Consider the following 22651-nt stretch of genomic DNA (forward strand, 5'->3'; position numbering starts at 1 on the left):
CCGCTCCGCGGGCGGGACACCGGCCCGTGACGGGAGCGCCCCGGCTCGCGGGGCGCTCGGTGGAACGACGCGTCAGCAGGTGCGGCCCACGTAGTAGGCACCCTGGATCTTGTCGGCGGGGCCCAGCCAGGTCTTGCCCGGGGCGACGCACCGCTCGTAGTCGGGCGCCCAGGCGACCTCCACCCTGATCACCACCCGTGAGCCGTCGGACGTGCAGTGGTTGTAGAACGCGTCGGAGCCGGTCTCGTAGAAACCGCACGGGTCCGCTGTCGCCGGGACCGCGGCGGCGGTCACCGCGCCCAGCGAGGTGAGGACGAGAGCCGCGGAACCGAGGGCGCCGGTCACCATACGACGTACACGCAAAGCAGGACTCCTTGCCTGTGAGGGATTGCCGGCCCAGGTTGGTCCCGCCGCGGGCCCGGTGGTCGGTGGTACCGCCCGGTTCACCCAGTGGATCGTTTCGGCCCTCCGCCGAACGGGTGAGCTGCCGCCCTCCCCGGCGTGAGGGGGACGGCGGACTGCTGCTCAGCGGTCCAGTTCCTCCTCCACCGGTGGCCGCGGCACCTCGCGCAGGTGCTGGGACTGGCCGGGCCTGCCGCCCTCACGGGCCTGCTCGGCACGCTGGGCGGGGCTCAGGTCCAGGTCGGAGTCGGGGGCGACGCGCACCGACCGGGCCACCTCCTCGCGGTTGGCGTACTGCTCGGGCGGGATGCCGCGCAGCGCCTTGACGACCTCCTGCGAGGCGCCGGCCCGGTCGGCCGCCTGGATCAGTTCCTCCTTGCCGGCCGGGAAGTCGACGTCCTTGATGGCGTCGACCACGTCCCGGGCGCTCGTGCTGTGGGCCATGGCTTCTTCTCCTCTCGGCTCGCAGCGGGTGCGGGACATACCGGGTAACCGCCATCACCCCGTCCCTCACCTCCCCCGGCTCCCCGCTTCCTCTCCCGCGACCCGTGCCCCGCGAGCTACACCCGAGATACCCTGGGGGGGTATAGTGGCGAGGCGCTCGGGAGGAGCGGGGACGCGCTCCCGCCCGGCGTTCACGTGTCGACATCCGAGAAGAGGAAGCCATGACCGACCTGCAGAACACCGGACCCGGCGACGTCACCACCGTCTACAAGGTGTCCGGCATGACCTGCGGGCACTGCGAGGGCGCGGTGTCGCAGGAGATATCCGCGCTGGACGGCGTCACCGGGGTCACGGCGGTCGCCCGGACCGGTGAGGTGACCGTCACCTCCGCAGCCCCGCTCGACGAGGAGGCCGTCCGCGCCGCCGTCGACGAGGCGGGCTACGAGCTCGTCGGCTCGGTGTGAGCCAGGCCGGGGCCGAGCGGCCCCGGACCACGCGTCTTCCTCCCCGCCGGGACGTGCCGCTCCGCTGATACGGACGCCGTGCGTCCCGGCCTTCCCCAGGAGAATCCCCATGACCAGCACGGCACCCGAGAAGACCCGCCCCGGTGAGGCGCCCGAACCGGCGTCCGCCTCCCGGGTCGAGCTCTCCATCGGCGGCATGACCTGCGCCTCCTGCGCGGCCCGCATCGAGAAGAAGCTCAACCGGATGGACGGCGTGACGGCCACCGTCAACTACGCCACCGAGAAGGCGAAGGTCTCCTACGCGCCCGGGATCGAGGTCGCCGACCTCATCGCCACCGTCGAGAGGACCGGCTACACCGCCGAGGAGCCGTCTCCCCCCGCCCCACCCGCCGGGGCCGGGGACGACGTCCCGACGGCGCCGCCCGCCGCGGACGCCGAGCTGCTCTCCCTGCGGCAGCGCCTGTTCGCGTCGCTCGCCCTGTCGGTGCCCGTCGTCCTGATGGCGATGGTGCCCGCCCTGCAGTTCGACAACTGGCAGTGGCTGTCACTGACCCTGGCCGCCCCGGTCGTCGCCTGGGGCGCCTTCCCCTTCCACAGGGCAGCCTTCACCAACGCCCGGCACGGCGCCGCGACCATGGACACGCTGGTGTCCCTCGGCACGCTCGCCGCCCTCGGCTGGTCGCTGTGGGCGCTGTTCTTCGGCGACGCCGGGATGCCCGGCATGCGGCACGGCTTCGACTTCGCCCTCTCCCGAGCGGACGGCTCCTCCGCGATCTATCTGGAGGCCGCGGCCGGCGTGACCGCCTTCCTCCTCGCCGGGCGCTACCTGGAGGCGAAGTCCAAGCGCAAGGCCGGTGCGGCTCTGCGGGCGCTGCTGGAGCTGGGCGCCAAGGACGTCGCCGTGCTGCGCGACGGAACGGAAGTGCGCGTCCCGGTGTCGCAGCTGACGGTCGGCGACCGGTTCGTCGTACGGCCCGGCGAGAAGGTCGCGACCGACGGCACCGTCGTCGAGGGCGCCTCCGCGGTGGACGCCTCCATGCTGACCGGTGAGTCCGTCCCCGTGGACGTGGGCGTCGGCGACGCCGTCACCGGGGCGACGGTGAACGCCGGCGGGCGGCTGGTCGTCGAAGCGACCCGGGTCGGCGCCGACACCCAGCTCGCCCGCATGGCGAAGCTCGTCGAGGACGCCCAGAACGGAAAGGCCGAGGTGCAGCGCCTCGCCGACCGGATCTCCGGCGTCTTCGTCCCGGTGGTCCTGCTGATCGCCGCGGCCACCCTCGGGGGGTGGCTCGGCGCCACCGGTGACGCCACGGCCGCCTTCACCGCCGCCGTGGCCGTCCTGATCATCGCCTGCCCGTGCGCGCTGGGCCTGGCCACCCCGACGGCGCTGATGGTCGGCACGGGACGCGGCGCCCAGCTCGGCATCCTCATCAAGGGGCCGGAGGTACTGGAGTCCACGCGCCGTGTCGACACCGTCGTCCTGGACAAGACGGGAACCGTCACCACCGGCCGGATGCGGCTCCAGGAGGTGCTCACCGCCCCAGGGGTGACCGAGGACGAACTCCTGCGCCTGGCCGGTGCGCTGGAGCACGCCTCCGAGCACCCGATCGCCCGGGCCGTCGCGGCAGGCGCGGCCGAGCGGGTGCGGACCCTCCCGGTCCCCGAGGACTTCGAGAACGCAGCGGGCCTCGGCGTCCAGGGCGTGGTCGACGGACACGCCGTGCTCGTCGGCCGCGAGAAGCTCCTCGAGGAGTGGGCCATCGAACTGCCGCGCGACCTGGCCGAGGCCAAGGCCGCCGCGGAGGCCGACGGGCGTACGGCGGTCGCCGTCGCCTGGGACGGCGAGGCACGCGGTGTCCTCACCGTGGCCGACGCGGTCAAGGAGACCAGCGCGGAGGCGGTGGCCGAACTGCGCCGGCTGGGCCTGGAGCCCGTCCTGCTCACCGGCGACAACCGGCTCGTCGCCGCATCGGTCGCCCGCGCCGTCGGCATCGACGAGGTCATCGCGGACGTGCTCCCCGAGGACAAGGCCGACGTGGTCAGGCGCCTCCAGGCGGAGGGCCGCAGGGTCGCCATGGTCGGCGACGGCGTCAACGACGCGGCCGCCCTCGCCACCGCCGACCTGGGCCTGGCCATGGGGACCGGCACGGACGCGGCGATCGAGGCGGGCGACCTGACCCTCGTCCGCGGCGACCTGCGGGTGGCGGCGGACGCCATCCGGCTCGCCCGCAGGACACTGGCCACGATCAAGGGAAACCTGTTCTGGGCCTTCGGCTACAACGTCGCCGCCCTGCCGCTCGCCGCCGCTGGCCTGCTCAACCCCATGATCGCCGGCGCCGCGATGGCCTTCTCGTCGGTCTTCGTCGTCACCAACAGCCTGCGCCTGCGGTCCTTCCGGTAGCCGTTCGAGCGGCCCGCCCGCCGGGCCGCTCGCGGTTCACCACGGTGCCGGCTGCGGCGCGGACACGGAGGCGAGGTAGTGGGACAGGGCCGCGGCGGTACCGGCGAGCGGGAAGCGGGCGCCGACGTGTCCGTCCGGACGCACGACGAAGCCGGTCGCGCCGTCGGGGCGGTAGAGCCGGGCGAACTCCCCGGCGGCGTCGCGGTATCCGGGGACGGCCAGGGTGTCGACGGCGTCGGGTGCGGCTTCGCGGGCCAGCACGGCGACGGCCTGCGGGCCGGTCCCGGCCGGCGGGCCGTCGGGCAGGCCCCGGCCGCCGTCCGCCGCCGGCGGCACTCCGGCGGGCCCGGCGATCCGTGCGGGTCCGGCGGTACCGGGGGGCTGCGAGATATCGGCGATCCCGGTGGCGGCGGCCGCCTCGGCGGCCTCGGCCAGGGCGGCCGGGTCGGCCGCGTACAGGAGCACCACATGCCCCGTGCGGCCGCGCAGCACGTCCAGCAGCCGCCACGGGTAGGCGGCCGCGGGCGCGGTCAGCCCGGCGCAGTCCGGGGCCCGGTCGCCGGGCTGGGGAGCGTCCGCCGGACCGTACGGGCTGCCGGCGAGCGGGCCGCCCCGGTAGCCGACGAGCAGCTGGGCCTCCCGCCGCATCAGGGTCCGCGGGTCGTCGGGGTCGGCCTCGATGCCCTGCCGGGCGTGGCGCACGGTCCGGCCGACGACCTCCTCGCCGACCGGGCGGCGCTCGGCGTCGTAGCTGTCGAGCAGCGCCGGACCCGCCTCCCCCCGTACGACGAGGGCGAGCTTCCAGGCGAGGTTGCAGGCGTCCTGTATGCCGGTGTTCATGCCCTGGGCACCGGTGGGCGGGTGGATGTGCGCGGCGTCGCCCGCGACGAAGACACGACCGTCGGCGTAGCGGTCGACGATGCGGTGGCTGATCCGGAAGACGGACGACCATCGCAGTCGGGACAGGACCGCCGGCCGGGGGGCGAGGCGGTCGACGACGGCCTGCAGGTCGGACAGCTCCGGGGCGCGGCCGCCCTCCATGCCGTGCGCCACACCGTCGCCCCGTGCGGGCCCCTGTCCGCCCGTCCGTGTGGAGAGCTCGGGCGGGGCCGGCATCGACATGCGGTAGCGGCCCCGGCCGGGCAGGGGGATGCAGACCAGCACGTCGTCGGTGGCACCGTCGGCGGCGCGGTGGACGGAGCGGATGCCGTAGCCGTGGGGCATGTCCCAGTCGGCCTCGACGTCACCGAGCATGTACTCCTCGGCGAAGGCCGTCCCCTCGAAGCCGAGGCCCAGCCCCCTGCGGACGGTGCTGTGCGCACCGTCGCAGCCGATCAGATAGCCGACCCGCAGCTCCTCCCCGACGCCGGTGGCGGTCCGCAGCCGGGCAGTGACGCCGCCCTCGTCCTGCGTGAACGACAGCAGTTCGGTGCCGCGTTCGATGAACGTGCCCAGGCCGACGACGTACTCCTCCAGGAGGCGTTCCGTCTCGTACTGCGGCAGCCCGGCGAAGCCGTAGGGCACCTCGGGCGGCAGGGTGAGGTCGATGCGCGCCTGCTCCCGGCCGTCGACGTACAGCAGCCGGCCGCGCATCACCGTGGCGGCCTCCAGGACGGGGCGGGCCAGGCCCATCCGGTCCCAGATCTCCAGGGTGCGCGGCTGGATGCCGACCGCCTTCGCGTACGGCATGCGGGCCGGCAGCCGGTCGACGAGCCGGACCCGCACGTGGTGGCGGCGCAGCTCGGCGGCCGCGCTCAGGCCGACGGGGCCGGCGCCCGCGATCAGTACGTCGGTTGTTGCGATGTGCGCCACGGGTGCCTCCCAGCGCCTTGCCCCGGACCGCTCCCTTCCCCATGCTCTCCCGCTGGTGGGCGAGCGGCGAGCCGGGCACCGCGCGGAGCACGCCGCTGCCGGTGGGCCGCACGGCCGCCCGGCGGCGGCGGTGACGCGCCTGCCGGTGGGCGGCGGCCCGGGCGCCCCGCATGACCGGGCACCCGGGCCGCCGCCCGACGGCGCGTCAGTCCGTCGGCGCGTCGCCGATGTCCGGGATCTCCAGGCGGGCTCCGCCCTGTCGTGCGGACTCGTGCGCGATGATGCCCGGCAGGGTGTAGCGGGCGGCCACCCAGGCGTTCACCGAGGGCAGGGCGTGGGTGTTGACGGCGGTGACGAAGTCGTCGACCAGGAAGTGGTGGCTGCCCTCGTGCCCGTTGTGCAGGTGGTCGAACTCCCGCGGCAGCCGGGAGCGGTCGTGCACCGGTGCGGAACCGGAGGTGAACGCGGCCCGCAGCTCGGGGGCGATGTGCTGGAGCGACGGGTCGTCGGGGGACAGGGTGGGCTTGGGTTCCAGGAGTTCGCTGATGTCCTGGACGCCCTTCTTGTCCTGCCACAGGGCGACCGTGGCGAGCTGTTCCATGCTCGCCTCCGTTCCGAAGAACCGGAAGCGTGACTCCCGGATGTGGGAGGGGTAACCGACCCGCCGGAACTCGTTCGTGCGGAACGAGCCGCCGCCCGCCACCTCGAAGAGGGCGGTGGCGTTCGAGAAGTCGTTGCCGAACCGGCTGACGGACTTGTCGAAGACGCCGTCGCCGCGCTCGTCGACGACCCCGATCGCGGACACGCCGATCGCGTGCGTCCGCCAGGCGCCCAGCACTCCGCCCACCGAGTGCGTGGGGTAGAGCAGCGGCGGGTAGCTGGCGGTCTCCTTCCAGTTCTCGCCGCCGCTGTACCGGTACGCCTCGTAGAAGCCCAGGTCCATGTCGTGGACGTAGTCGCCCTCGGCGTAGAAGAGGCGGCCGAAGGCGCCTTCCGCGATCCGGTTGCGGGCGTGGACCGTCGCCGGGTTGTACTGGCTGGTCTCGCCCATCATGTACGTCAGCCCGGTCGCCTCGACCGCGTCGATGATCGCCGCGATCTCCTCGACGGTGATCGCCATGGGGACCGCGGAGTAGACGTGCTTGCCCGCGTCGAGGCCCCGCAGCACGAGCGGGCCGTGGGTCCAGCGCTGGGTGAAGATCGCGACCGCGTCGACGGCCTCCGACTCCAGCATGGCGTCGTACGAGGGGAAGGTGCCGGCCAGTCCCTGCGCGCCGGCGAGCTGTTCGGCCCGCTCGGGCAGCAGATCGGTGACGTACACGTCGCTGACGCCGGGGTGGGCCTGGAACAGCGTGGCGAACTGGCCGGAGAACTGGCCGGCGCCGACGATGCCGAGGGAGAACGTCATGTGTGGCGTGCCCTTCACTGGTCGAGGATCAGGTCGATCTGGCTGTTGGTCTCATCCAGGCTGCTCACGGGGGTGCCGTTGCCGTAGATGTCCTGCATCGCGGGGTGCATGAGGGCGTAGACGTCCGCCGCGTGGTCGGTGATCGGATAGGAGAAGGTCGTGAAGTCCTTCTTGTCGGCGACCGGTTCGGTGAACGCGGAGACGTCGATGCCCTTCTTCTCGTACGCCGCCACCGCGGCCTCGGTGCCGTCGGGCGTGGCCGGGAAGACGATGCCGTAACGGCCCACCGTGCGCTGGCAGGCGTCGGACGACAGGTACGTAACCCACTTCAGGGCGCCCTGCTTGTTGTGGGCGTTCTTGGTGACGGAGTCGGCGAGGCCGTTCATCATCGTGGCGCGCTTGCCGGTCGGGCCCTCGGGGGTGACGGCGGTGCGAATCTTCATCCCCTTGAAGCCGGCGTACGTCGAGATCATCCAGGCACCGTCGAAGGCGGACGCCGCCTTGCCCGCCGCCACCTGCGCGTTGGCCTGGTTGGACTGGGAGTTGTAGTCGGTGAAGGGCGCCATGTAGCCCTTCTCCGCGAGACCGAAGTACCACTTGATCACCGACTGGAACGTCCTGCTGTCGTACTGGTACTCGGTGCCCCACCGCTTCCTGTCGGTGTAGGTCCAGCCGGCGGAGGCGGTGAAGGTGCTCCACTGGGTCTGGCCGTCGCCGTCTCCGCCGCCGTTGGTGGCGAGGCCGTACACCGCGACGTTGTTCTTGTCGAAGCCGGGCTCGTCGCCCCGCCTGCCGTTCCCGTCCACGGTGAGACGGGCGACGGCCTTCTCGAAGGTGCCGCCGTCCTCGGGGTTCCAGGTCAGGTCGCCGAGTTGGTCGGCGGTGAGGCCGGCGTCCTTCGCCATCTCCTCGTTGTAGAAGAGGGCGACGGTGTCCCAGTCCTTGGGAGCGCCGTAGCGGTGGCCGTCCTGGCCGATCCAGTTGGCGGCCAGGCCCGGCTGGTAGGCGGAGTCCTCGATGCCGAGGTCGTCGAGCGGCTCGAGCACCTGGAGGTCGGCGAACTGGCCGAACTTCTGGATGTGGTCGGTGAACACGTCCGGCTGGGTGCCGGCGATGAAGCTCGCGGTGAGCTTGGTCCAGTAGTCGTCCCAGCCCATCTGGGTGATCCGCACGTGCAGGCCCGGGTTGCGCTGCTCGAAGTCCTTGGCGCAGGCCTGGTACGCGGGCAGTTGGTTGGCGTCCCACAGCCAGTACGTCACCGTGTCCGACGACGATCCCGCCGTGCCGCCCTTGGCGCACCCGCTCGCCAGGGACAGCGCCAGCGCCGCGGTCAGCGCCGCGACCGTACGCAGCCGAATTCGCATGGGTGTCCCCTCACTTGATGCCGGTGAAGCCGATGGTGCTGACGATGCGGCGCGCGAAGAACCCGAACAGCACCAGCATCGGCAGGGCCGCGACGAGCGTGGCCGCCATGAGCCCCGACCAGTCGACGCCGGTCTGCGGGGTCTGGGCCCGGAAGACGGCCAGGGCGACGGTGAGGACGCGCGAGCTGTCGCTGTAGGAGACCATCAGCGGCCAGAAGTAGTCGTTCCAGGAGGTGATGTACGTCAGCACGGCCAGCGTGAGGACCGGTGTGGAGGCCATCGGCAGCAGCACCCGGAAGAAGATCCTCACCTTTCCCGCTCCGTCGAGCAGGGCCGCCTCCTCCACCTCGCCCGGAATGTTCAGGAAGAACTGCCGCAGGAAGAACACCGCGAACGGCGTCATGAACAGTGTCGGCAGGGAGATGCCCAACAGGGTGTCCCCCAGGCCGAGTTCCTTGATCAGGACGAAGTTCGGCAGCAACGTGAAGATCGTCGGCACCATCAGGCCCGCGAGGAACAGGGCGAACACCTTGTCCCGGCCGCGCCACCGCAGCCGTGCGAAGGCGTAGGCGGCCATCGCCGAGAAGAGGATCTGGCAGACGGTGACCAGCGTGGAGACGATCACCGAGTTGAGCAGGTAGCGCCAGAACTTCAGGCCGCCGCCCGCACCGCCCTGGGCGATCGCCTCCTGGGTCGACTGGAGACCGAGTGCGCGTTCGAAACCGCCGGTGGTCGGGTCGACCGGCAGGGGGTCGCCGGGGCTCGCGGCGAGCCCGGAGTTGGTGGACAGCGCGGTGCGCAGGATCCAGTAGAACGGCAGCAGGGTGATGAGCACGATCGCGGCCATCACCGCCCAGGCCGCGATCCGCCCCGGGGAGGGGCGGCGCCTGCGGGGCCGTGCGATGGCCGACGTCGCGGTCACAGCAGCCATGTCGGTGTCTCCCCTCTCCTCAGCCCAGATCCGACTGACCGGCCCGGGTGATCCGGTACTGCAGGACGGTGATCGCGCTCAGCACCACGAGCAGGGCCACCGACATCGCCGAGGCGTAGCCGAACTGGAAGCGGCCGAAGGCGGCGCCGTAGATGTAGAACTGGAGCACGTTGGTGGCGTTCGCCGGACCGCCCCCGGTCGTCACGGCGACCGTGTCGAACACCTGGAACGAACCGATCACCGTCATGATCATCACGACCGCGAGGACCGGTCGCAGCAGCGGCAGGGTGATCCGCCGGAACATCCGCCACTCGCTCGCGCCGTCGACCTTCGCGGCCTCGTACATGTCGTTCGGGATCGCCTGCAGCCCGGCGAACAGCAGCAGCGCCGTGTAGCCCACGTGGCGCCACACGTTGATCAGGGCGATCGTCGGGATGGCCCACGTCTCGTCGGCGAGGAAGGGGATCCGGTCGAAGCCGAGCCCCGCGACGATCTCGTTGCCGATGCCGAGCTGGGTGTCCAGGATCCAGAGCCAGACGATGCCCGCGACGACGTTCGACATCAGGTACGGCGTCAGCACGACGCCGCGCAGCACCGCCGACTGCGTCAGCCGCTGGAGCAGGACGGCGATGGCGAGCGCCGCGACCGTCTGCACCCCGATGTTGATGACCACGTACACGACGGTGACCCGGAGCGCGTCCCAGAAGATCGGGTCGTGGACCATCCGCACGTAGTTGTCGAGGCCCACCCACTCCGCCGGGGTGAGGAGGTTGAAGCGCGTGAAGCTCAGGTAGACGCCCCGCAGCGTCGGCCACACCAGGAAGACCAGGAAGCCCAGCAGGGCGGGGGCGAGGAACACCGCGGCGAGTCGTCCGTCACCCCGGTCCTCACGGCCTCCCACCATCCGAGTCGTCGACTTCGTGGGGGCCCTCTCGGCGCTGCCCAGCGGCAGGCGCGACGGAGGGCTGTTGGAGGCGATGGTCATCGGGAGACTCCCTCGTCCGCGGCGGCTCGTCCTCGACGATTTACTTTTGTTCCGGAAGAATCGAGCCGTCAAGACTCTTGCGTTCATCTTTTCCCAGCCTCGACAGCGCCATAGAATGGGCCGTATTGCTTCTACGGCGAAAGAAATCATGTGGGAGTCTGACCTTCATGACCGCAGTTGCCGCCAGCTGGCTACCCCTGAGCACCGGCGAACGCTCGGTGGCGATCGAGGTCCTCGTGCACGGCCCCCTGTCGCGCACCGACCTCGCCCGCCGGCTGAACCTCTCCGCAGGCAGCCTGACCCGGCTGACGAAACCGCTCATCGAGTCGGGACTCCTCGTCGAGATCACCGACCCGGGGCCGGGCGCCGAGGCGCGGCAGGGCCGCCCCTCGCAGCCCCTGGACGTCGTCGCCGACTCCCGGTCCTTCGTCGGCCTCAAGATCACCGGCGACAGGGTGTACGGCGTGGTGACGAATCTCAGGAGCGACATCGTCACCCGCCTCGACCGGCCGCTCACCAGCCACGATCCCGGCGAGGTCGTCGACGTGCTGGCCGGGATGACCGCGGACCTCGCCGCCGAGCACCGCGGGCTCGCGGGGATCGGCATCGGTGTGGGCGGCCTCGTCCGGAACAGGGCCGTGGTGGAGGAGTCCGCCTTCCTGTCGTGGCGGGACGTCCCGCTGGCCGCGCTCCTCGAGGAGGCCACCGGTCTGCCGGTCGTCCTCGAGAACGACGTCGCCGCCCTCGTCGAGGCCGAGACCTGGTTCGGCGCCGGACGGGGACTCGACCGGTTCGTCGTCCTCACCATCGGTGCGGGCATCGGCTACGGACTGGTCCTGGGCGGCAGAAGGGTGCCCTGCGCGGAGGAGGACCGCGGCTTCGGCCGCCACTGGATCATCAACCCCAACGGCCCGCTGACGCCCGAGGGCGAGCGGGGCAGCGCCGTCTCGCTGCTGACCATCCCCAGCATCCGCTACCAGGTCCGGGCCGCCGCCGGACGGGACTACAGCTACGAGGAGATCCTCGCCCTCGCCGCCGCCGGTGACCCCATGCCGGCACGGGTCGTCGACGAGGCGGCGCGAGCCCTGGGCACGCTGGTCGCCCAGATCGCCAACTTCGCGATGCCGCAGAAGATCCTCCTCGCCGGGGAGGGCGTCGGACTGATGGACGTCGCCGGCCGGACCGTCGAGGAGACCCTGCGCGCTCACCGCCATCCCCTGGCCGCACCGGTCGACCTGGAGACCAAGGTGTCCGACTTCCACGACTGGGCCCGCGGGGCCGCCGTCCTCGCCATCCAGGTGCTCGTGCTGGGCGGGACCGGGGAGTGAGTGCGGGGTGGCACGGGCGGCGCGGAGACCGCCGCTCACGCCACCCGGCATGGACCGCCCTGCCGTGCCGAGCCCTCCTCGGTCCTCGCGGGAGTCGTCGCCTCACCGCCCTCTTCGGGCGCCCCTTCACAGGAACCGACCATTCCTGCGCCGTCACTTAAACCCCCCGCTCCTCATGTGCCATACTCGGCGCCGCTTGTAGCAAGATCCGACCGGGGGGCCCTCTGTGTACGCCATTTCCCTGGCCGCCCCTTGCCCGGACACAGGACGCGGATCGGCTCTGCTTCCCGCTGGATCCCGGGGTGCGGCCGGTGCTCGCCGAACGCCCGGCGACCATGGGCGGCATCGACGTCCTGGTCATCGGGCCCGAAGTCGAGACGCGACCGCGTCCGCCCGGTGCCCGCGACCAGGTCCGCACCGGCCCCGAGAAGCCCGGCGGCAGACGCCCGAGCGGTACGGCGCCCAGGCGGCGCACCGCCGGCGGGCCGGCCCGGCGCATCCGGCGCACGTATCCGCGCAACGGCCCGATCGTCTGACGCACACCCGCCTGGAGGCCCGATGAAGAGCGCCCGACTCGTCCGCGCAGCGGTGGCGGCCGCGCTGGCCGCGGTCCTGCTGACCGCCTGCTCCTCCGACGGAGGGGACGGGGTCCCGCGCGGCTGGATCAGCGACAAGTACAAGGAGGACGGGGACGACTGGCTCGATGAGGACAGCTCCCCGACCCAGGTCGCGAACGCGATCCACAACCACCGCGGGGCGATCGACCGTGCCTCCGGCGGCACCATGCAGTTCCTGCGCTACGGCGACGACATGGTCACCGTCTCGCCGTACCGGAACGGCAGCCGGATAGAGATCGAGGACTACCGCAACGGCTACCACCGGCACAGCCAGCACCTCAGCACGTGGCCCAACCCGGACAGCGCCAGCTTCCGCGGCGGCGGCCCCGGCGAAGGCAAGTAGACCCCGGCGGAACGGACTTCCGCCCGGATCGTCGACGCACGCGCCCGGCACCCGGTGCACGGACCGCCCCGCGCGGGACTTCCCGGCGCAGGCACGCACCCCCAGACCCCGACGACGCCCTGAAGAAAGGCAACGCAGTGACCGAGATCTTCGAGTCGACCGGCCAGGCCCTGCTCTACGGAGTCGTGGGCCTCGTCGTGATGGCCGCCGGCTTCCTCGCCCTCGACCTCGTCACGCCCGGCAAGCTCTTCCACGTGGTCTGGACGGACCGCAACCGCGGCGCGGCCGTCCTGCTGGGCAGCCAGTCCGTGGCCGTGGGCCTGGTGATCATGGAAGCCATAAGGGCCAGCGAGTCCGAGCGGGGCCTGGGCTACGGCCTGGCCAGCACGCTCCTGTACGGACTGGCCGGCGTGCTGGTGATGACGCTGGTCGGCATCGTGATCGGCCTGCTCACGCCCGGCCAGATGGGCGCGGTCGTCCTCGACGACGAGGCCGGCCGTCCGCACCCCGGCGCCTGGGTCCAGGCCGGCATGTACCTCGGCACCGCCTTCCTGGTCGGTGCGGCGGTCTCCTAGGCACCGCACCCATGACCGCCACCACCCTGCAGGGCCGCGACACCGCGGCACCATCCCGCCCCCCGGTCGTCCGGCACTCCCGGGGGGCGCGCTTCCTCCTCCTGCTCGCCGTCTTCCTCTGCGCGGCCTGCGGCCTCGTGTACGAACTGGCGCTCACCGCGCTGGGCAGCTACCTCATCGGCAACTCGGTGCTGCAGACCTCCGTGGTCATCTCGGTGATGGTCTTCGCCATGGGCATCGGCTCGCTCGCCGCCAAGCCGCTGCGCCGCCGCCCGGTGGGCGCGTTCGCCCTGGTGGAGGGGGTACTGGCGCTGGTCGGCGGGCTGTCCGTGCTGGTGCTGTACGCGGCGTTCGCCTGGCTCCAGGTCTACACCCCGGCGATGATCGTGGTCGCGCTGCTGGTCGGACTCCTGATCGGCGCGGAGATCCCGCTGCTCATGACACTGCTGCAGCGGATCCGGCGGCAGGAGGCGGGCAGCGCCGTCGCGGACATGTTCGCCGTCGACTACATCGGGGCGCTCGTCGGCGGACTGTGCTTCCCGCTCGTCCTCCTGCCCACGTTCGGCCAGTTGAAGGGCGCGCTCGTGGTCGGCGCGGTCAACGCGGTGGCCGGTGTCATCGTGGTCGTGTTCATCTTCCGCCGGCAGACACGGCGCTGGGTCCGGATCGGCCTGCTCTCCGGTGTCGCGGCCGTGCTGGCGGTGCTCGGCACGGCGTACGTGCTGGCCGACGACCTCGAGGTCACCGCACGGCAGCAGATGTACCGGGACCCGATCGTCCACACCGAGACCACGCCGTACCAGGAGATCGTCGTCACCCGCTCCACCGCCTTCACGGGGAATCCGGACATGCGGCTCTTCCTCAACGGTGACCTGCAGTTCAGCTCCGTCGACGAGTACCGCTACCACGAGTCGCTCGTCCACCCCACGCTGTCGGGCCGCCGCGGCAACGTGCTGATCATGGGCGGCGGCGACGGGCTCGCGCTGCGCGAGGTGCTGCGGTACGACGACGTACGGCACGTGACCCTGGTCGAACTGGACCCGGCGATGACCCGGCTGGCCCGCGGCTTCGATCCGCTGCGCGAGCTGAACGACGGCGCGCTGGACGACCCGAGGGTCGAGGTGGTCAACGCCGACGCCTTCAACTGGCTGCGCGACGCCCGGCAGCGGTACGACGCGGTCGTCATCGACTTCCCGGACCCGGACACGGCGGCGCTGGCCAAGTTGTACTCGGTGGAGTTCTACACCCTCCTCGGCCAGGTGCTGACGCCGCAGAGCAAGGTGATGGTGCAGAGCGGGTCGCCGTTCTTCGCGCCGAAGACGTTCTGGTCGATCGCGAAGACGATCGAGGCGGCGGGTCTCGCGACGACGGAGTTCCAGGTCGACGTGCCGAGCTTCGGCAACTGGGGGTTCGTCCTGGCCACCCCCGGCGACACTCCCCCACCGCTGCGGCTCGCCCCGGACGCGCCGCGGCTGCGCTACCTCGACGACGCGGTGCTGACGGCCGCCACCGTGTTCCCCGTCGACCGCCGCCGCGAGGACGTACGGCCGAGCACGCTGATGGATCCGGCGGTCCTGGAGTACGTACTGAACGAGTGGGAGAACTACTGAGTCCCGGGTGAGACCCCGGACCACAGCGGGCGAGGCCCCGGATCACACCGAGAGACCCTTTGCAGCCCGGCGAGACCCCGCTTCAGACCGGGTGAGAGCCCCCATCGGACCGGACGAGAGCCCGCATCGGACCGGACGAGGCCCTGCCTCAGACCGGGCGGGTCCGCGGCTCGTCAGGGGCGTCGAGATCCCACGCGACCGCATGCGGCCCGAATTGCCGGTCGGCCGCGTACGCCGCCATGCGGGCGTTCCGCGCCTGCGCCTCGGGTCCGTCCGGCAGGTGGTAGTCCTCACCGGCCCGCGCGGAACCGGCCTGCACGCTCGTGGCCGTCGGGAGCCGCCGGCGCACGTACCGGTCGAGCGCGTCCGGCACCTCGGCCGGCGTCACACCCGCCAGGACGTCGCCGAGCACGGCCGCGTCCAGAAAGGCCTGCGCCGCCCCCTGTGCCTGGAACGGCACCATCGCGTGGGCGCTGTCGCCCAGCAGGGTCACCCGGCCGACGTTCCACCGCGCGAGCGGGGCACGCGTGTAGATGCCGTAGCGGAACACCTGCCCGGCGCGTTCCAGGAGGCTGAGCACCCGGGAGTCCCACCCGTCGAACTCGCGCAGCTGCTCCCCCGGCTCCGCCCTGGCGGTCCACGACTCCCGCGCCGACTCCGCCCCGACGACGGCCACGACGTTGAGCAGCTCTCCACCGCGCACCCGGTAGTGGACGACGTGCCGGCCCGGGCCGAGCCAGATCCCGTACTCCGGCAGCTCCAGATCCGCCACGGCCTCGGCGGGGAGCAGCGCCCGGTAGGCGGCGGTGTGCGAGAAGACCGCCCCGTCGGCGCCGAAGAGCCGCTCACGGGCCGCGGACCGCACCCCGTCCGCGGCCACGACCAGGTCCGCGGCCAAGCGCTCGCCGCGCTCCGTGGTCACGTGGGCGGACGCGTCGTCCTGGTCGATCCCCACGACAGCGGTGTCCAGGCGCACGGTCCGGGGCGACACGGCGGCGGCCAGGGCCCGGTGCAGATCGGCCCGGTGGACCTGGAGGTAGGGCGCCCCGAACGCGTTCTCGGCCGCGCGTCCGAGCGTGTAGTGACAGATCTCGGCCCCGTCGGACCAGGTCCGGAAGCTCAGCCGGGAGGGACGGGCGGCCCGTGCGGCGACAGCGTCGAGCAGGCCCAGCCGGCGAAGCACGCGCGTGGCGTTGGGCGCGAGCTGGATCCCGGCACCGATCTCGGCGAACCGCGGAGTCCGCTCGAGGACGGTGACCTCACAACCGGCACGGCGCAGGCTCAGCGCCGCGGCCAGTCCCCCGATGCCCGCCCCCACGACGATCGCTCTCATGCGCCGGCCCCCGCCTCCGCCGATCCCCCTGCCGGCCGTCGCGCCCGCCGGCGTGCCCGAGGACAGAAGTCTCCCAGACCTGCGCGGCGGTGACAGCGGGTTGTGCCGGCCGGGGCGGCGCACTCCGTGGTACGACGCCCGGCCGGTGGCAGGGTGTGCTCCACGACGCCGGTGGCCGCCGTCCGCGTCGTCGGCCGACCCGTTCCGCCGGTCACCCTCCGGGCGGGCGATCTGGTGCAGAAGCATCTAAAAGGGTGCAACATGGCAGGGACCCGAGGATGTCCATCGGCTCGGTGTCCCGCACGGTCCCAGCCACGCTTCCGCCCTTGACCGGGCGAGCCGTGGGTGCGACTCCGGCGAAACTCGTAAGGGGGCCTCATGGGCGGCCTGGGCGGCGTGACAGTGGGTGTGCTGGGGTCCTACGGGGGCCGGAACGTGGGCGACGAGGCGATCCTCACCGCCATGCTGGACCGGCTACGGGCCGGACGGCCGGACGCCCACTTCGTGGTCTTCTCCCGCAATCCCGACCACAGCCGCGGCATCCACCCGGATGTCGAGGTGGTCGGCTGGGAGGGCGTGTGCAGGGAGCGGATCTCCGAGCACCTGCGTCGGCTCGACGTGCTCCTGCTCGGTGGCGGCGGGATCCTCTACGACACGGAGGCCCGCCGCTATCTGCGGATGGCCCGCACCGCCCAGGAACTCGGTGTGGCGGTCTTCACCTATGCCCTCGGGGCCGGTCCGCTCACCGACGAGACGGACTGTGCATGGGTCCGTACCACGCTCTCCGACGCGGTGGAGGTGACGGTCCGCGACGAGGAGTCGAAACTCGTGCTGGAAGAGGCCGGACTCACCCGGCCCATCACCGTCACCGCCGACCCGGCGCTTCTGCTCGCACCCGGAGATCTCGGAGGCGAACTCCTGCGGGCGGAGGCCGTGCCGCGCGGCGTGCGACTGGTCGGGATGAGCGTGCGGGAGCCCGGCCGCGCGGCGGAGCACCTCGACGAGGAGGGATACCACCAGCTCCTCGCCGGTGTGGGCGACTTCCTCGTCCACCGGCTGGACGCCCACGTCGTCTTCGTGCCGATGGAACGCGACGACATCCGGCACGCGCACGCGGTGGTGTCCCGGATGGCCGACGCGGAGCACTGCACGGTGCTGCACGGCAACTACCGGCCGCAGCAGGTCCTCGACATCGTCAAGCACCTGGACCTGGCCGTCGGCATGAGGCTGCACTTCCTGATCTTCGCCGCGCTCGCGGGCATCCCTCTGCTGCCCCTGCCCTACGCGGGGAAGGTCTTCGACTTCGCCCAGCGGATCGGCGCACCGGCTCTGCGCGGCGTGGTCAGGGAGACCGCGGGGCTGCTCCTCGCGGAGGTGGACCGCCTGTGGGACGAGCGGCCCGCCCGCGCGGCCGACATGGCCGCGCGGACGGCGTCGATGCAGCTGCAGGCCGCACGCACCGCCGATCTGCTCCTCGCCTACCTGGATCGCACCACCCCGCACCCCCTCATCCGCCACAGCGCGCCGACCCCCGCGTCCGCGGCCGGCTGAAGCGGCCGGCTCCCTGGTCCCCGAGGGAGGAAATCGTGTCCTACCTGATGCCGCCCCGCGTCCCCCGGAGCGTGGAGCTCCCCCCGCGCCAGGCACTGCACGCCGGTTCCGTCCAGGTGCTGGTGGTCGGCGGCGGACCGGCCGGCATCGGCGCGGCCCTCGGGGCCGCCAACGCCGGTGCCGAGGTGGCCCTCGTCGAGCGGTACGGATTCCTCGGCGGCAACGCCACCGCGGCGCTGGTGATGCCGCTGATGAGTTTCCACAACGAGGTCAAGCAGGCCGTCGGCGGCGATGCGGCCCGGCTTCTGCCGCCCGATCACGGCGAGGGGGAACCGGTCGTCGGCGGCGTGCTGTGGGTGCTGCTCGACAAACTGGTGCGCACGGGCGCGGCCATCCGCCCCTCCCTGGAGACCGGGTACACGGTGCCCTTCGACGCGGAGCTGTTCAAGCTGGTCGTGTACGAACTGCTGGAGATGCACGAGGTGCGCACGCTGCTCCACGCCTTCGCCTCCGGCGTCCTCTCCCTGCCCGATCGCATGCGCGCGGTGTTCGAGACCAAGTCGGGTCCGCTCGTCATGGACGCGGACGTCATCGTCGACTGCACCGGTGACGGCGACATCGCCGCGGCGGCCGGAGCCGCCTACGAGATCGGCCGCCCGGAGGACGGCTGGACCCAGCCCATGACGCTGATGTTCCGCATGGTCCGCTTCGACCAGGCGGAGTTCGCCGCTTACGCACGCGCCCACCCGGACCAGTGGAAGGGCGTGCACGGGCTGTGGGACCTGGTCCGCGCCGCCACCGACGCCGGGGAACTGGACCTGCCCCGCGAGGACATCCTGTTCTTCGCCACGCCGAACGCCGGTGAGGTGGCGGTCAACTCCACCCGCGTCACCGAAGCGCTCGGCACCAGCGTCTGGGACCTCACCCGCGCCGAGTTCACGGCTCACCGCCAGATGGCGCAGATCGCGCGTTTCCTGCACGACCGCGTGCCGGGCTTCGCCGACTCCTACGTCGTGCAGAGCGGCGTCCAGGTCGGTGTGCGGGAGACACGCCGGATCATGGGCGAGTACCAGCTGACGGGCGAGGACGTGCTGACCGCCCGCAAGTTCGGCGACGCCGTCGCCCGGGGCGCCTACCCGGTGGACATCCACAACCCGAGCGGCCGCGGCACCACACTCAAACGGCTACCGCGCGGCCAGTCCTACGACATCCCCCTGCGCTGCCTGCTCCCCCGGGACCTGGACCGGATCCTGGTCGCCGGCCGCTGCATCTCCGGCGACCACGTGGCCCACTCCTCCTACCGCGTCATGCCCATCTCCATGGCCACCGGACAGGCGGCGGGCGTCTGCGCCGCGCTCGCGGCGACCCAGGGCAAGAAGCCGCGGGACGTTCCGGTGAACGCCGTCCAGAAGGAACTCCGCACCCAGGGCGCCAGCCTCCGCTAGCCGACGGGAGGCCTGCGTCCGGGCGGACGGCTTGCGGGTGATTGCCGCCCGGTCGGGAGGGCACCCGGCTGGCCGTGGGCGAGCGGCCGCGGATCCTGCTGACGGGGTGGTTCGGCTTCCTGGACGGGGAGGCGACCGCCGGGGACGTGCTGGCGCTGGAGCGGGTGCGGGCCGTGCTCCGGGGGCGGGGGCTGGACCACGACGTGGCGTGGAGCCCGGGATTCCGGCCGGAGGGGCCGTCGCTGACGCAGGTCCGCCCCGAGGACTACTCGCACCTGGTGTTCGTCTGCGGTCCGCTGCACGGGCCGCAGATCGAGGAGCTGCACCGCAGGTTCGCGCACTGCGTGCGGATCGCCGTCGGCACCTCCGTCGTCGACGCGGGCAGCCCGGCCGCCACCGGCTTCCACCACGTGCTGGCCCGGGACGCCCCCGGCAGTCCGCCGACGCCCGACCTGGCGGCGCGTGCACCCGCCCTGCCCACCCTTCCCGTCGCCGGGGTGATCCTCACCCACGGACAGCACGAGTACGGCGCGCGCCGACGGCACGGGCGGGTCGCGGACGCAGTGACGCGCTGGCTGTCCGGCCGGGACTGCGCGCGCCTGGAACTGGAGACGCGGCTGGACGTGCGCGACTGGCGGCTGAGCGCGACCCCCGCCCAGCTGGAGTCGGTGCTCGGCCGGCTCGACCTGGTCGTCACCGACCGGCTGCACGGCATGGTGCTCGCCCTGCGCGCGGGGGTTCCCGCCCTGGCCGTCGACCCGGTCGAAGGGGGTGCGAAGGTGACGGCGCAGGCGCGGGCCTGCGGCTGGCCGGCGCTGGTGCCCGCCGAGCGGCTCGACGCGTCCGTGCTGGACCGGTGGTGGGACTGGTGCGTGACCTCGGGCCGCGGGCTGGCCCGGGAGATCGGTGCCGGTTTCCGCCGGGGTACGGCGGCGGACAGCGCGGAGCGGCTGCTCGAGACCCTCCGACCGCGGGGCGGCGGTTAGGGCCTGTTGCCGGGTTCAGATCCCAGGGGATCGACGGCACCTGTCCACCCTGGTGAGCGGGGCCTGGTAGGTCGAGCCGCACGGCGGAGGAGGGCGTCGACGTGGGGCATCGGCAACCGACGACAACGCCGCAGACGGGCGTGCCGGTACCTTCCTCTGCGGCGTGATCCGAACGACGGGGCCTGGGTCCTCGGCCCCAGGAACACCCCGCCCGCAGGCCGGAGGGCCCGGACCGAGTACGCCTCGACCAGGTCACCCGGTCGCCTCCGCCCCGGCCGGGCCGACCCGGGTTCCTGGTCACCGCGCGGGCGGGGCCGGGCGGGGCTCGGGAAGCCTCGTGGGAACGGTGCGCCGCGTACAGGGGCCGCGGCGCGGGTCGGGGAGACAGGGCGGGCGGCGCGCGGGCAGCGGACTGCCCGCGCCGCACGCGGGGCGCCGCAGCCGGGACCGAGCGGCTGACGCGTGCCCGACCGGTGCGGCGGTCCTCGGTGTATCGGGCGTTTGCGGTGTTTCCGGCATTGCCGGTGTTTCCAGTGTTCCCGGTGTTTCCGGCGCCGCGCCGCCCCGGCGGGAGCGCTCACCGCGGTCTCATCCCGGGGCAGCGGCCGGAGAACACCGGGGGCACGCGGGAGTCGCCGCTGTGGCGTTCTCACGCGGTGCGGTCCCGCAGCAGCCGGCTCCGGTCGCCTCCGGAAGGGACGCGCGAGGGGAAGCGCGGTGGACGCGTTCGACGGCCTGCCCCCAGTACGTACCGGTGACGATCAGCGCGGCCCCGAGGAGGGAGAGCGGGGTGAGACGTTCGTCGCCGAAGCCGAGGCCTACCAGGAGGGCCCAGACCGGTTCGGTGCCGAGGAGGAGACTGGCCCGGGTGGCGGAGGTGCGCTGCACCGCCCAGGTCTGGGCCAGGAAGGCGAACAGCCCGCACAACAGGGCCAGGTGGACGAGCTGGGCCCAGGTCGCGGCGTCGAAACGGGCGGCACCCGGCAGATCGCCCGCCGCGGGCAGGAGGAACATCGCCGCGCCGACGACGCTCTGCACGGCGGTGAGCTGCAGCGGGCGCAGCGTCCGGGCCGCGGTCACCCGTCCGACCAGCACCACATGTCCCGCCCGGACCACGGCCGCCGCGAGGATCAGCAGGTCTCCGGTTCCGGGCGCGCGCAGACCGTGGCCGGACACGAGCAGGCCGACGCCCCCGACGCACAGACCGGCCGCGAGGAAGAACCTCCCCGGCAGACCGCCCGGTCGTCCCACGCGGTCCAGGACCGGTGTGAGCACGAGGGTGAGGCTGATGATCAGGCCCGCGTTGGCCGCGCTGGTGTGCGCGACGCCGTAGGTCTCCAGTGCGAGGACGGCGCTCTGGGTGAGACCGAGCAGGGAGCCGTGGAGCATCTCGTCCCGGGTGAAGGGCCGGCGTCTCCGCAGGGCGGCGACGACGGCCACGCAGGCGAGCGCGGACAGGAAGGAACGCAGGAAGAGGACGATCGGCACCGAAGTGGCGTCCGTGGCCGCTTTGGCCGTCAGATAGCTGGAGCCCCAGACGACGGCGACGGCCAGGAGCACCACGTCCGTACGACGGGTGTCTGGCATGGCGCCCACGATTCACGAGCAGCACGTTGAAGTAAACGACGAGTTGCTCAAGGAACCCTTTAGCGAAGCTACACTGGCAGCGTGGACGAGAGACAACTGCGCGTCCTGCGCGAACTCGGGGAGCTGGGAAGCGTCACCGCGGTCGCGGAGGCGATGCGGGTGACACCCTCGGCCATCTCGCAGCAGCTCCGCCTGCTGCAGCGTTCGATCCCCGTCCCCCTCACCGAGCGGGACGGGCGGCGTCTGGTGCTCACGGCCGCCGGGCAGGCCCTGGCCGACGCGGCGATCGGGGTGGAGACGGCTCTGGCCCGAGCGCGGCACACCATCGACGAGTTCGTCGACGAGCCCGACGGCGTCGTGTCGGTGGCGGCCTTCCACAGCGGAGCCGCCGCGTTCTTCCCGCTGCTGCTGCGGCGCCTCCAGGGGCCGGGATCTCCCCGGCTCTCCCTCCACGACGAGGACGTCGCGCAGGACGACTTCCCGCGCCTGACCCGCCACTACGACCTCGTCATCGCCCACCGGCTCGACCACGCGCCGGCGTGGCCCCGGACCGCGACGGCCACCGCCCTGTTGCGCGAACCTCTCGACGTCGCCCTCCCCGCCGACCACCCCCTGGCCGCCAGACCTCGCCTGACCCCCCGCGATGTCGCCGGTCTGCCCTGGATCACGGTTCACGACGGCTTTCCGCTCCTGGCCACCATCGAGGCCGTCTCCGCGGCCGCCGGACGACGGCTCGACATCGCGCATCGCATCAACGAGATGTCGGTGGTCGCCGAGGTGGTCGCCGCCGGCGGCGGCGTCGCGCTGATGCCCCGCTGGACGGCCCGCCCGCACCCGGCGGTGGTCCTCAGGCCCCTGGACGGCGTGCACGCCCGCCGCCACGTCGACGTCCTGCACCGTCCCGAGCGTGTGGCGCGCAGGGCCGTGCAGACGGTTCTGACCGCGCTGTCGTCCGCCGCGGAAGCGGTGCGGAGCCGGGGCGGCGATGCCGAGGCTGAGGGCGCCGGCGCGGAGCACCGGTAGGGCCGACGGGGCACGGCGGGGAGTGCGCCGACGCGTACGGCG

General features: G+C 72.6%; 20 protein-coding genes. 11 read left to right on the forward strand and 9 right to left on the reverse strand.

What is annotated here, in order from left to right; translation table 11 throughout:
* Window positions 1-72 precede the first annotated feature (72 nt).
* Together ACIHAR_RS29810 and ACIHAR_RS29815 are read right to left on the reverse strand one after the other, a co-directional pair.
* Window positions 73-345 (reverse strand): DUF6355 family natural product biosynthesis protein, encoded by a 273-nt coding sequence (locus ACIHAR_RS29810; protein ID WP_400022697.1) that lies wholly within the window; start codon window positions 343-345, stop codon window positions 73-75.
* Window positions 346-525: 180 nt separating this feature from the next.
* Window positions 526-846 (reverse strand): DUF2795 domain-containing protein, encoded by a 321-nt coding sequence (locus tag ACIHAR_RS29815; protein WP_365470446.1) that lies wholly within the window; start codon window positions 844-846, stop codon window positions 526-528.
* A 221-nt stretch (window positions 847-1067) separates the two neighbouring features.
* Between ACIHAR_RS29815 and ACIHAR_RS29820 the strand changes: the two genes are divergently transcribed.
* Together ACIHAR_RS29820 and ACIHAR_RS29825 are read left to right on the forward strand one after the other, a co-directional pair.
* Window positions 1068-1310 (forward strand): heavy-metal-associated domain-containing protein, encoded by a 243-nt coding sequence (locus ACIHAR_RS29820; RefSeq protein WP_400022645.1) that lies wholly within the window; start codon window positions 1068-1070, stop codon window positions 1308-1310.
* Between the two features lie 109 nt (window positions 1311-1419).
* Window positions 1420-3711, forward strand: a complete 2292-nt coding sequence (locus ACIHAR_RS29825) for a heavy metal translocating P-type ATPase (RefSeq protein WP_400022646.1) — start codon at window positions 1420-1422, stop codon at window positions 3709-3711.
* A 36-nt stretch (window positions 3712-3747) separates the two neighbouring features.
* Here ACIHAR_RS29825 and ACIHAR_RS29830 read toward each other — a convergent pair whose 3' ends face one another.
* The 5 genes from ACIHAR_RS29830 to ACIHAR_RS29850 all read right to left on the reverse strand — a co-directional run bounded on the left by ACIHAR_RS29830 (window position 3748) and on the right by ACIHAR_RS29850 (window position 10211).
* Window positions 3748-5523, reverse strand: a complete 1776-nt coding sequence (locus tag ACIHAR_RS29830) for an FAD-dependent monooxygenase (protein WP_400022647.1) — start codon at window positions 5521-5523, stop codon at window positions 3748-3750.
* 205 nt (window positions 5524-5728) lie between these two features.
* Window positions 5729-6931 carry a Gfo/Idh/MocA family protein gene (locus ACIHAR_RS29835; protein WP_400022648.1) on the reverse strand — a complete coding sequence of 401 codons (1203 nt, stop codon included), beginning with the start codon at window positions 6929-6931 and terminating at the stop codon, window positions 5729-5731.
* Between the two features lie 14 nt (window positions 6932-6945).
* Window positions 6946-8289 carry an ABC transporter substrate-binding protein gene (locus ACIHAR_RS29840; RefSeq protein ID WP_400022698.1) on the reverse strand — a complete coding sequence of 448 codons (1344 nt, stop codon included), beginning with the start codon at window positions 8287-8289 and terminating at the stop codon, window positions 6946-6948.
* Window positions 8290-8305: 16 nt separating this feature from the next.
* Window positions 8306-9226: a carbohydrate ABC transporter permease gene (locus tag ACIHAR_RS29845; RefSeq protein ID WP_400022649.1), complete on the reverse strand. Its 921-nt coding sequence runs from the start codon at window positions 9224-9226 to the stop codon at window positions 8306-8308.
* Window positions 9227-9245: 19 nt separating this feature from the next.
* On the reverse strand, window positions 9246-10211 hold the full coding sequence (locus ACIHAR_RS29850; RefSeq protein ID WP_365470464.1) for a sugar ABC transporter permease: 966 nt from the start codon (window positions 10209-10211) through the stop codon (window positions 9246-9248).
* A gap of 167 nt (window positions 10212-10378) precedes the next feature.
* On the opposite strand from ACIHAR_RS29850, the gene ACIHAR_RS29855 reads away from it, so the two are divergent.
* The 5 genes from ACIHAR_RS29855 to ACIHAR_RS29875 all read left to right on the forward strand — a co-directional run bounded on the left by ACIHAR_RS29855 (window position 10379) and on the right by ACIHAR_RS29875 (window position 14684).
* Entirely contained in the window at window positions 10379-11539 is a 1161-nt protein-coding gene (locus ACIHAR_RS29855; RefSeq protein ID WP_400022650.1) for an ROK family protein, read from the forward strand.
* A gap of 311 nt (window positions 11540-11850) precedes the next feature.
* A complete protein-coding gene (locus ACIHAR_RS29860; RefSeq protein WP_365470469.1) occupies window positions 11851-12075 on the forward strand; it encodes a hypothetical protein in 225 nt (74 codons plus the stop codon).
* Between the two features lie 22 nt (window positions 12076-12097).
* On the forward strand, window positions 12098-12499 hold the full coding sequence (locus tag ACIHAR_RS29865; protein WP_400022651.1) for a DUF4247 domain-containing protein: 402 nt from the start codon (window positions 12098-12100) through the stop codon (window positions 12497-12499).
* A gap of 137 nt (window positions 12500-12636) precedes the next feature.
* On the forward strand, window positions 12637-13074 hold the full coding sequence (locus ACIHAR_RS29870; protein WP_365470474.1) for a DUF350 domain-containing protein: 438 nt from the start codon (window positions 12637-12639) through the stop codon (window positions 13072-13074).
* Between the two features lie 11 nt (window positions 13075-13085).
* The gene (locus tag ACIHAR_RS29875; protein ID WP_400022652.1) at window positions 13086-14684 is read left to right on the forward strand and encodes a polyamine aminopropyltransferase; all 1599 of its coding nucleotides are present in this window, start codon (window positions 13086-13088) and stop codon (window positions 14682-14684) included.
* 148 nt (window positions 14685-14832) lie between these two features.
* On the opposite strand, the gene ACIHAR_RS29880 is transcribed toward ACIHAR_RS29875, so the two are convergent.
* Window positions 14833-16017, reverse strand: coding sequence for an FAD-dependent monooxygenase (locus tag ACIHAR_RS29880; protein WP_400022653.1), 1185 nt, complete (start codon window positions 16015-16017; stop codon window positions 14833-14835).
* 378 nt (window positions 16018-16395) lie between these two features.
* On the opposite strand from ACIHAR_RS29880, the gene ACIHAR_RS29885 reads away from it, so the two are divergent.
* The 3 genes from ACIHAR_RS29885 (at window position 16396) to ACIHAR_RS29895 (ending at window position 19999) form a co-directional block, all read left to right on the forward strand.
* A complete protein-coding gene (locus ACIHAR_RS29885; protein ID WP_400022654.1) occupies window positions 16396-17568 on the forward strand; it encodes a polysaccharide pyruvyl transferase family protein in 1173 nt (390 codons plus the stop codon).
* Window positions 17569-17603: 35 nt separating this feature from the next.
* Window positions 17604-19013, forward strand: coding sequence for an FAD-dependent oxidoreductase (locus tag ACIHAR_RS29890; RefSeq protein WP_400022655.1), 1410 nt, complete (start codon window positions 17604-17606; stop codon window positions 19011-19013).
* A gap of 74 nt (window positions 19014-19087) precedes the next feature.
* Window positions 19088-19999 carry a polysaccharide pyruvyl transferase family protein gene (locus tag ACIHAR_RS29895; protein WP_365469336.1) on the forward strand — a complete coding sequence of 304 codons (912 nt, stop codon included), beginning with the start codon at window positions 19088-19090 and terminating at the stop codon, window positions 19997-19999.
* A 588-nt stretch (window positions 20000-20587) separates the two neighbouring features.
* On the opposite strand, the gene ACIHAR_RS29900 is transcribed toward ACIHAR_RS29895, so the two are convergent.
* Window positions 20588-21586 (reverse strand): DMT family transporter, encoded by a 999-nt coding sequence (locus ACIHAR_RS29900; RefSeq protein ID WP_400022656.1) that lies wholly within the window; start codon window positions 21584-21586, stop codon window positions 20588-20590.
* An 81-nt stretch (window positions 21587-21667) separates the two neighbouring features.
* On the opposite strand from ACIHAR_RS29900, the gene ACIHAR_RS29905 reads away from it, so the two are divergent.
* Window positions 21668-22609, forward strand: a complete 942-nt coding sequence (locus ACIHAR_RS29905; protein ID WP_400022657.1) for a LysR family transcriptional regulator — start codon at window positions 21668-21670, stop codon at window positions 22607-22609.
* The last annotated feature ends 42 nt before the right edge of the window (window positions 22610-22651 follow it).

This window comes from Streptomyces sp. NPDC052016, assembly GCF_044548445.1.
GTDB lineage: Bacteria > Actinomycetota > Actinomycetes > Streptomycetales > Streptomycetaceae > Streptomyces.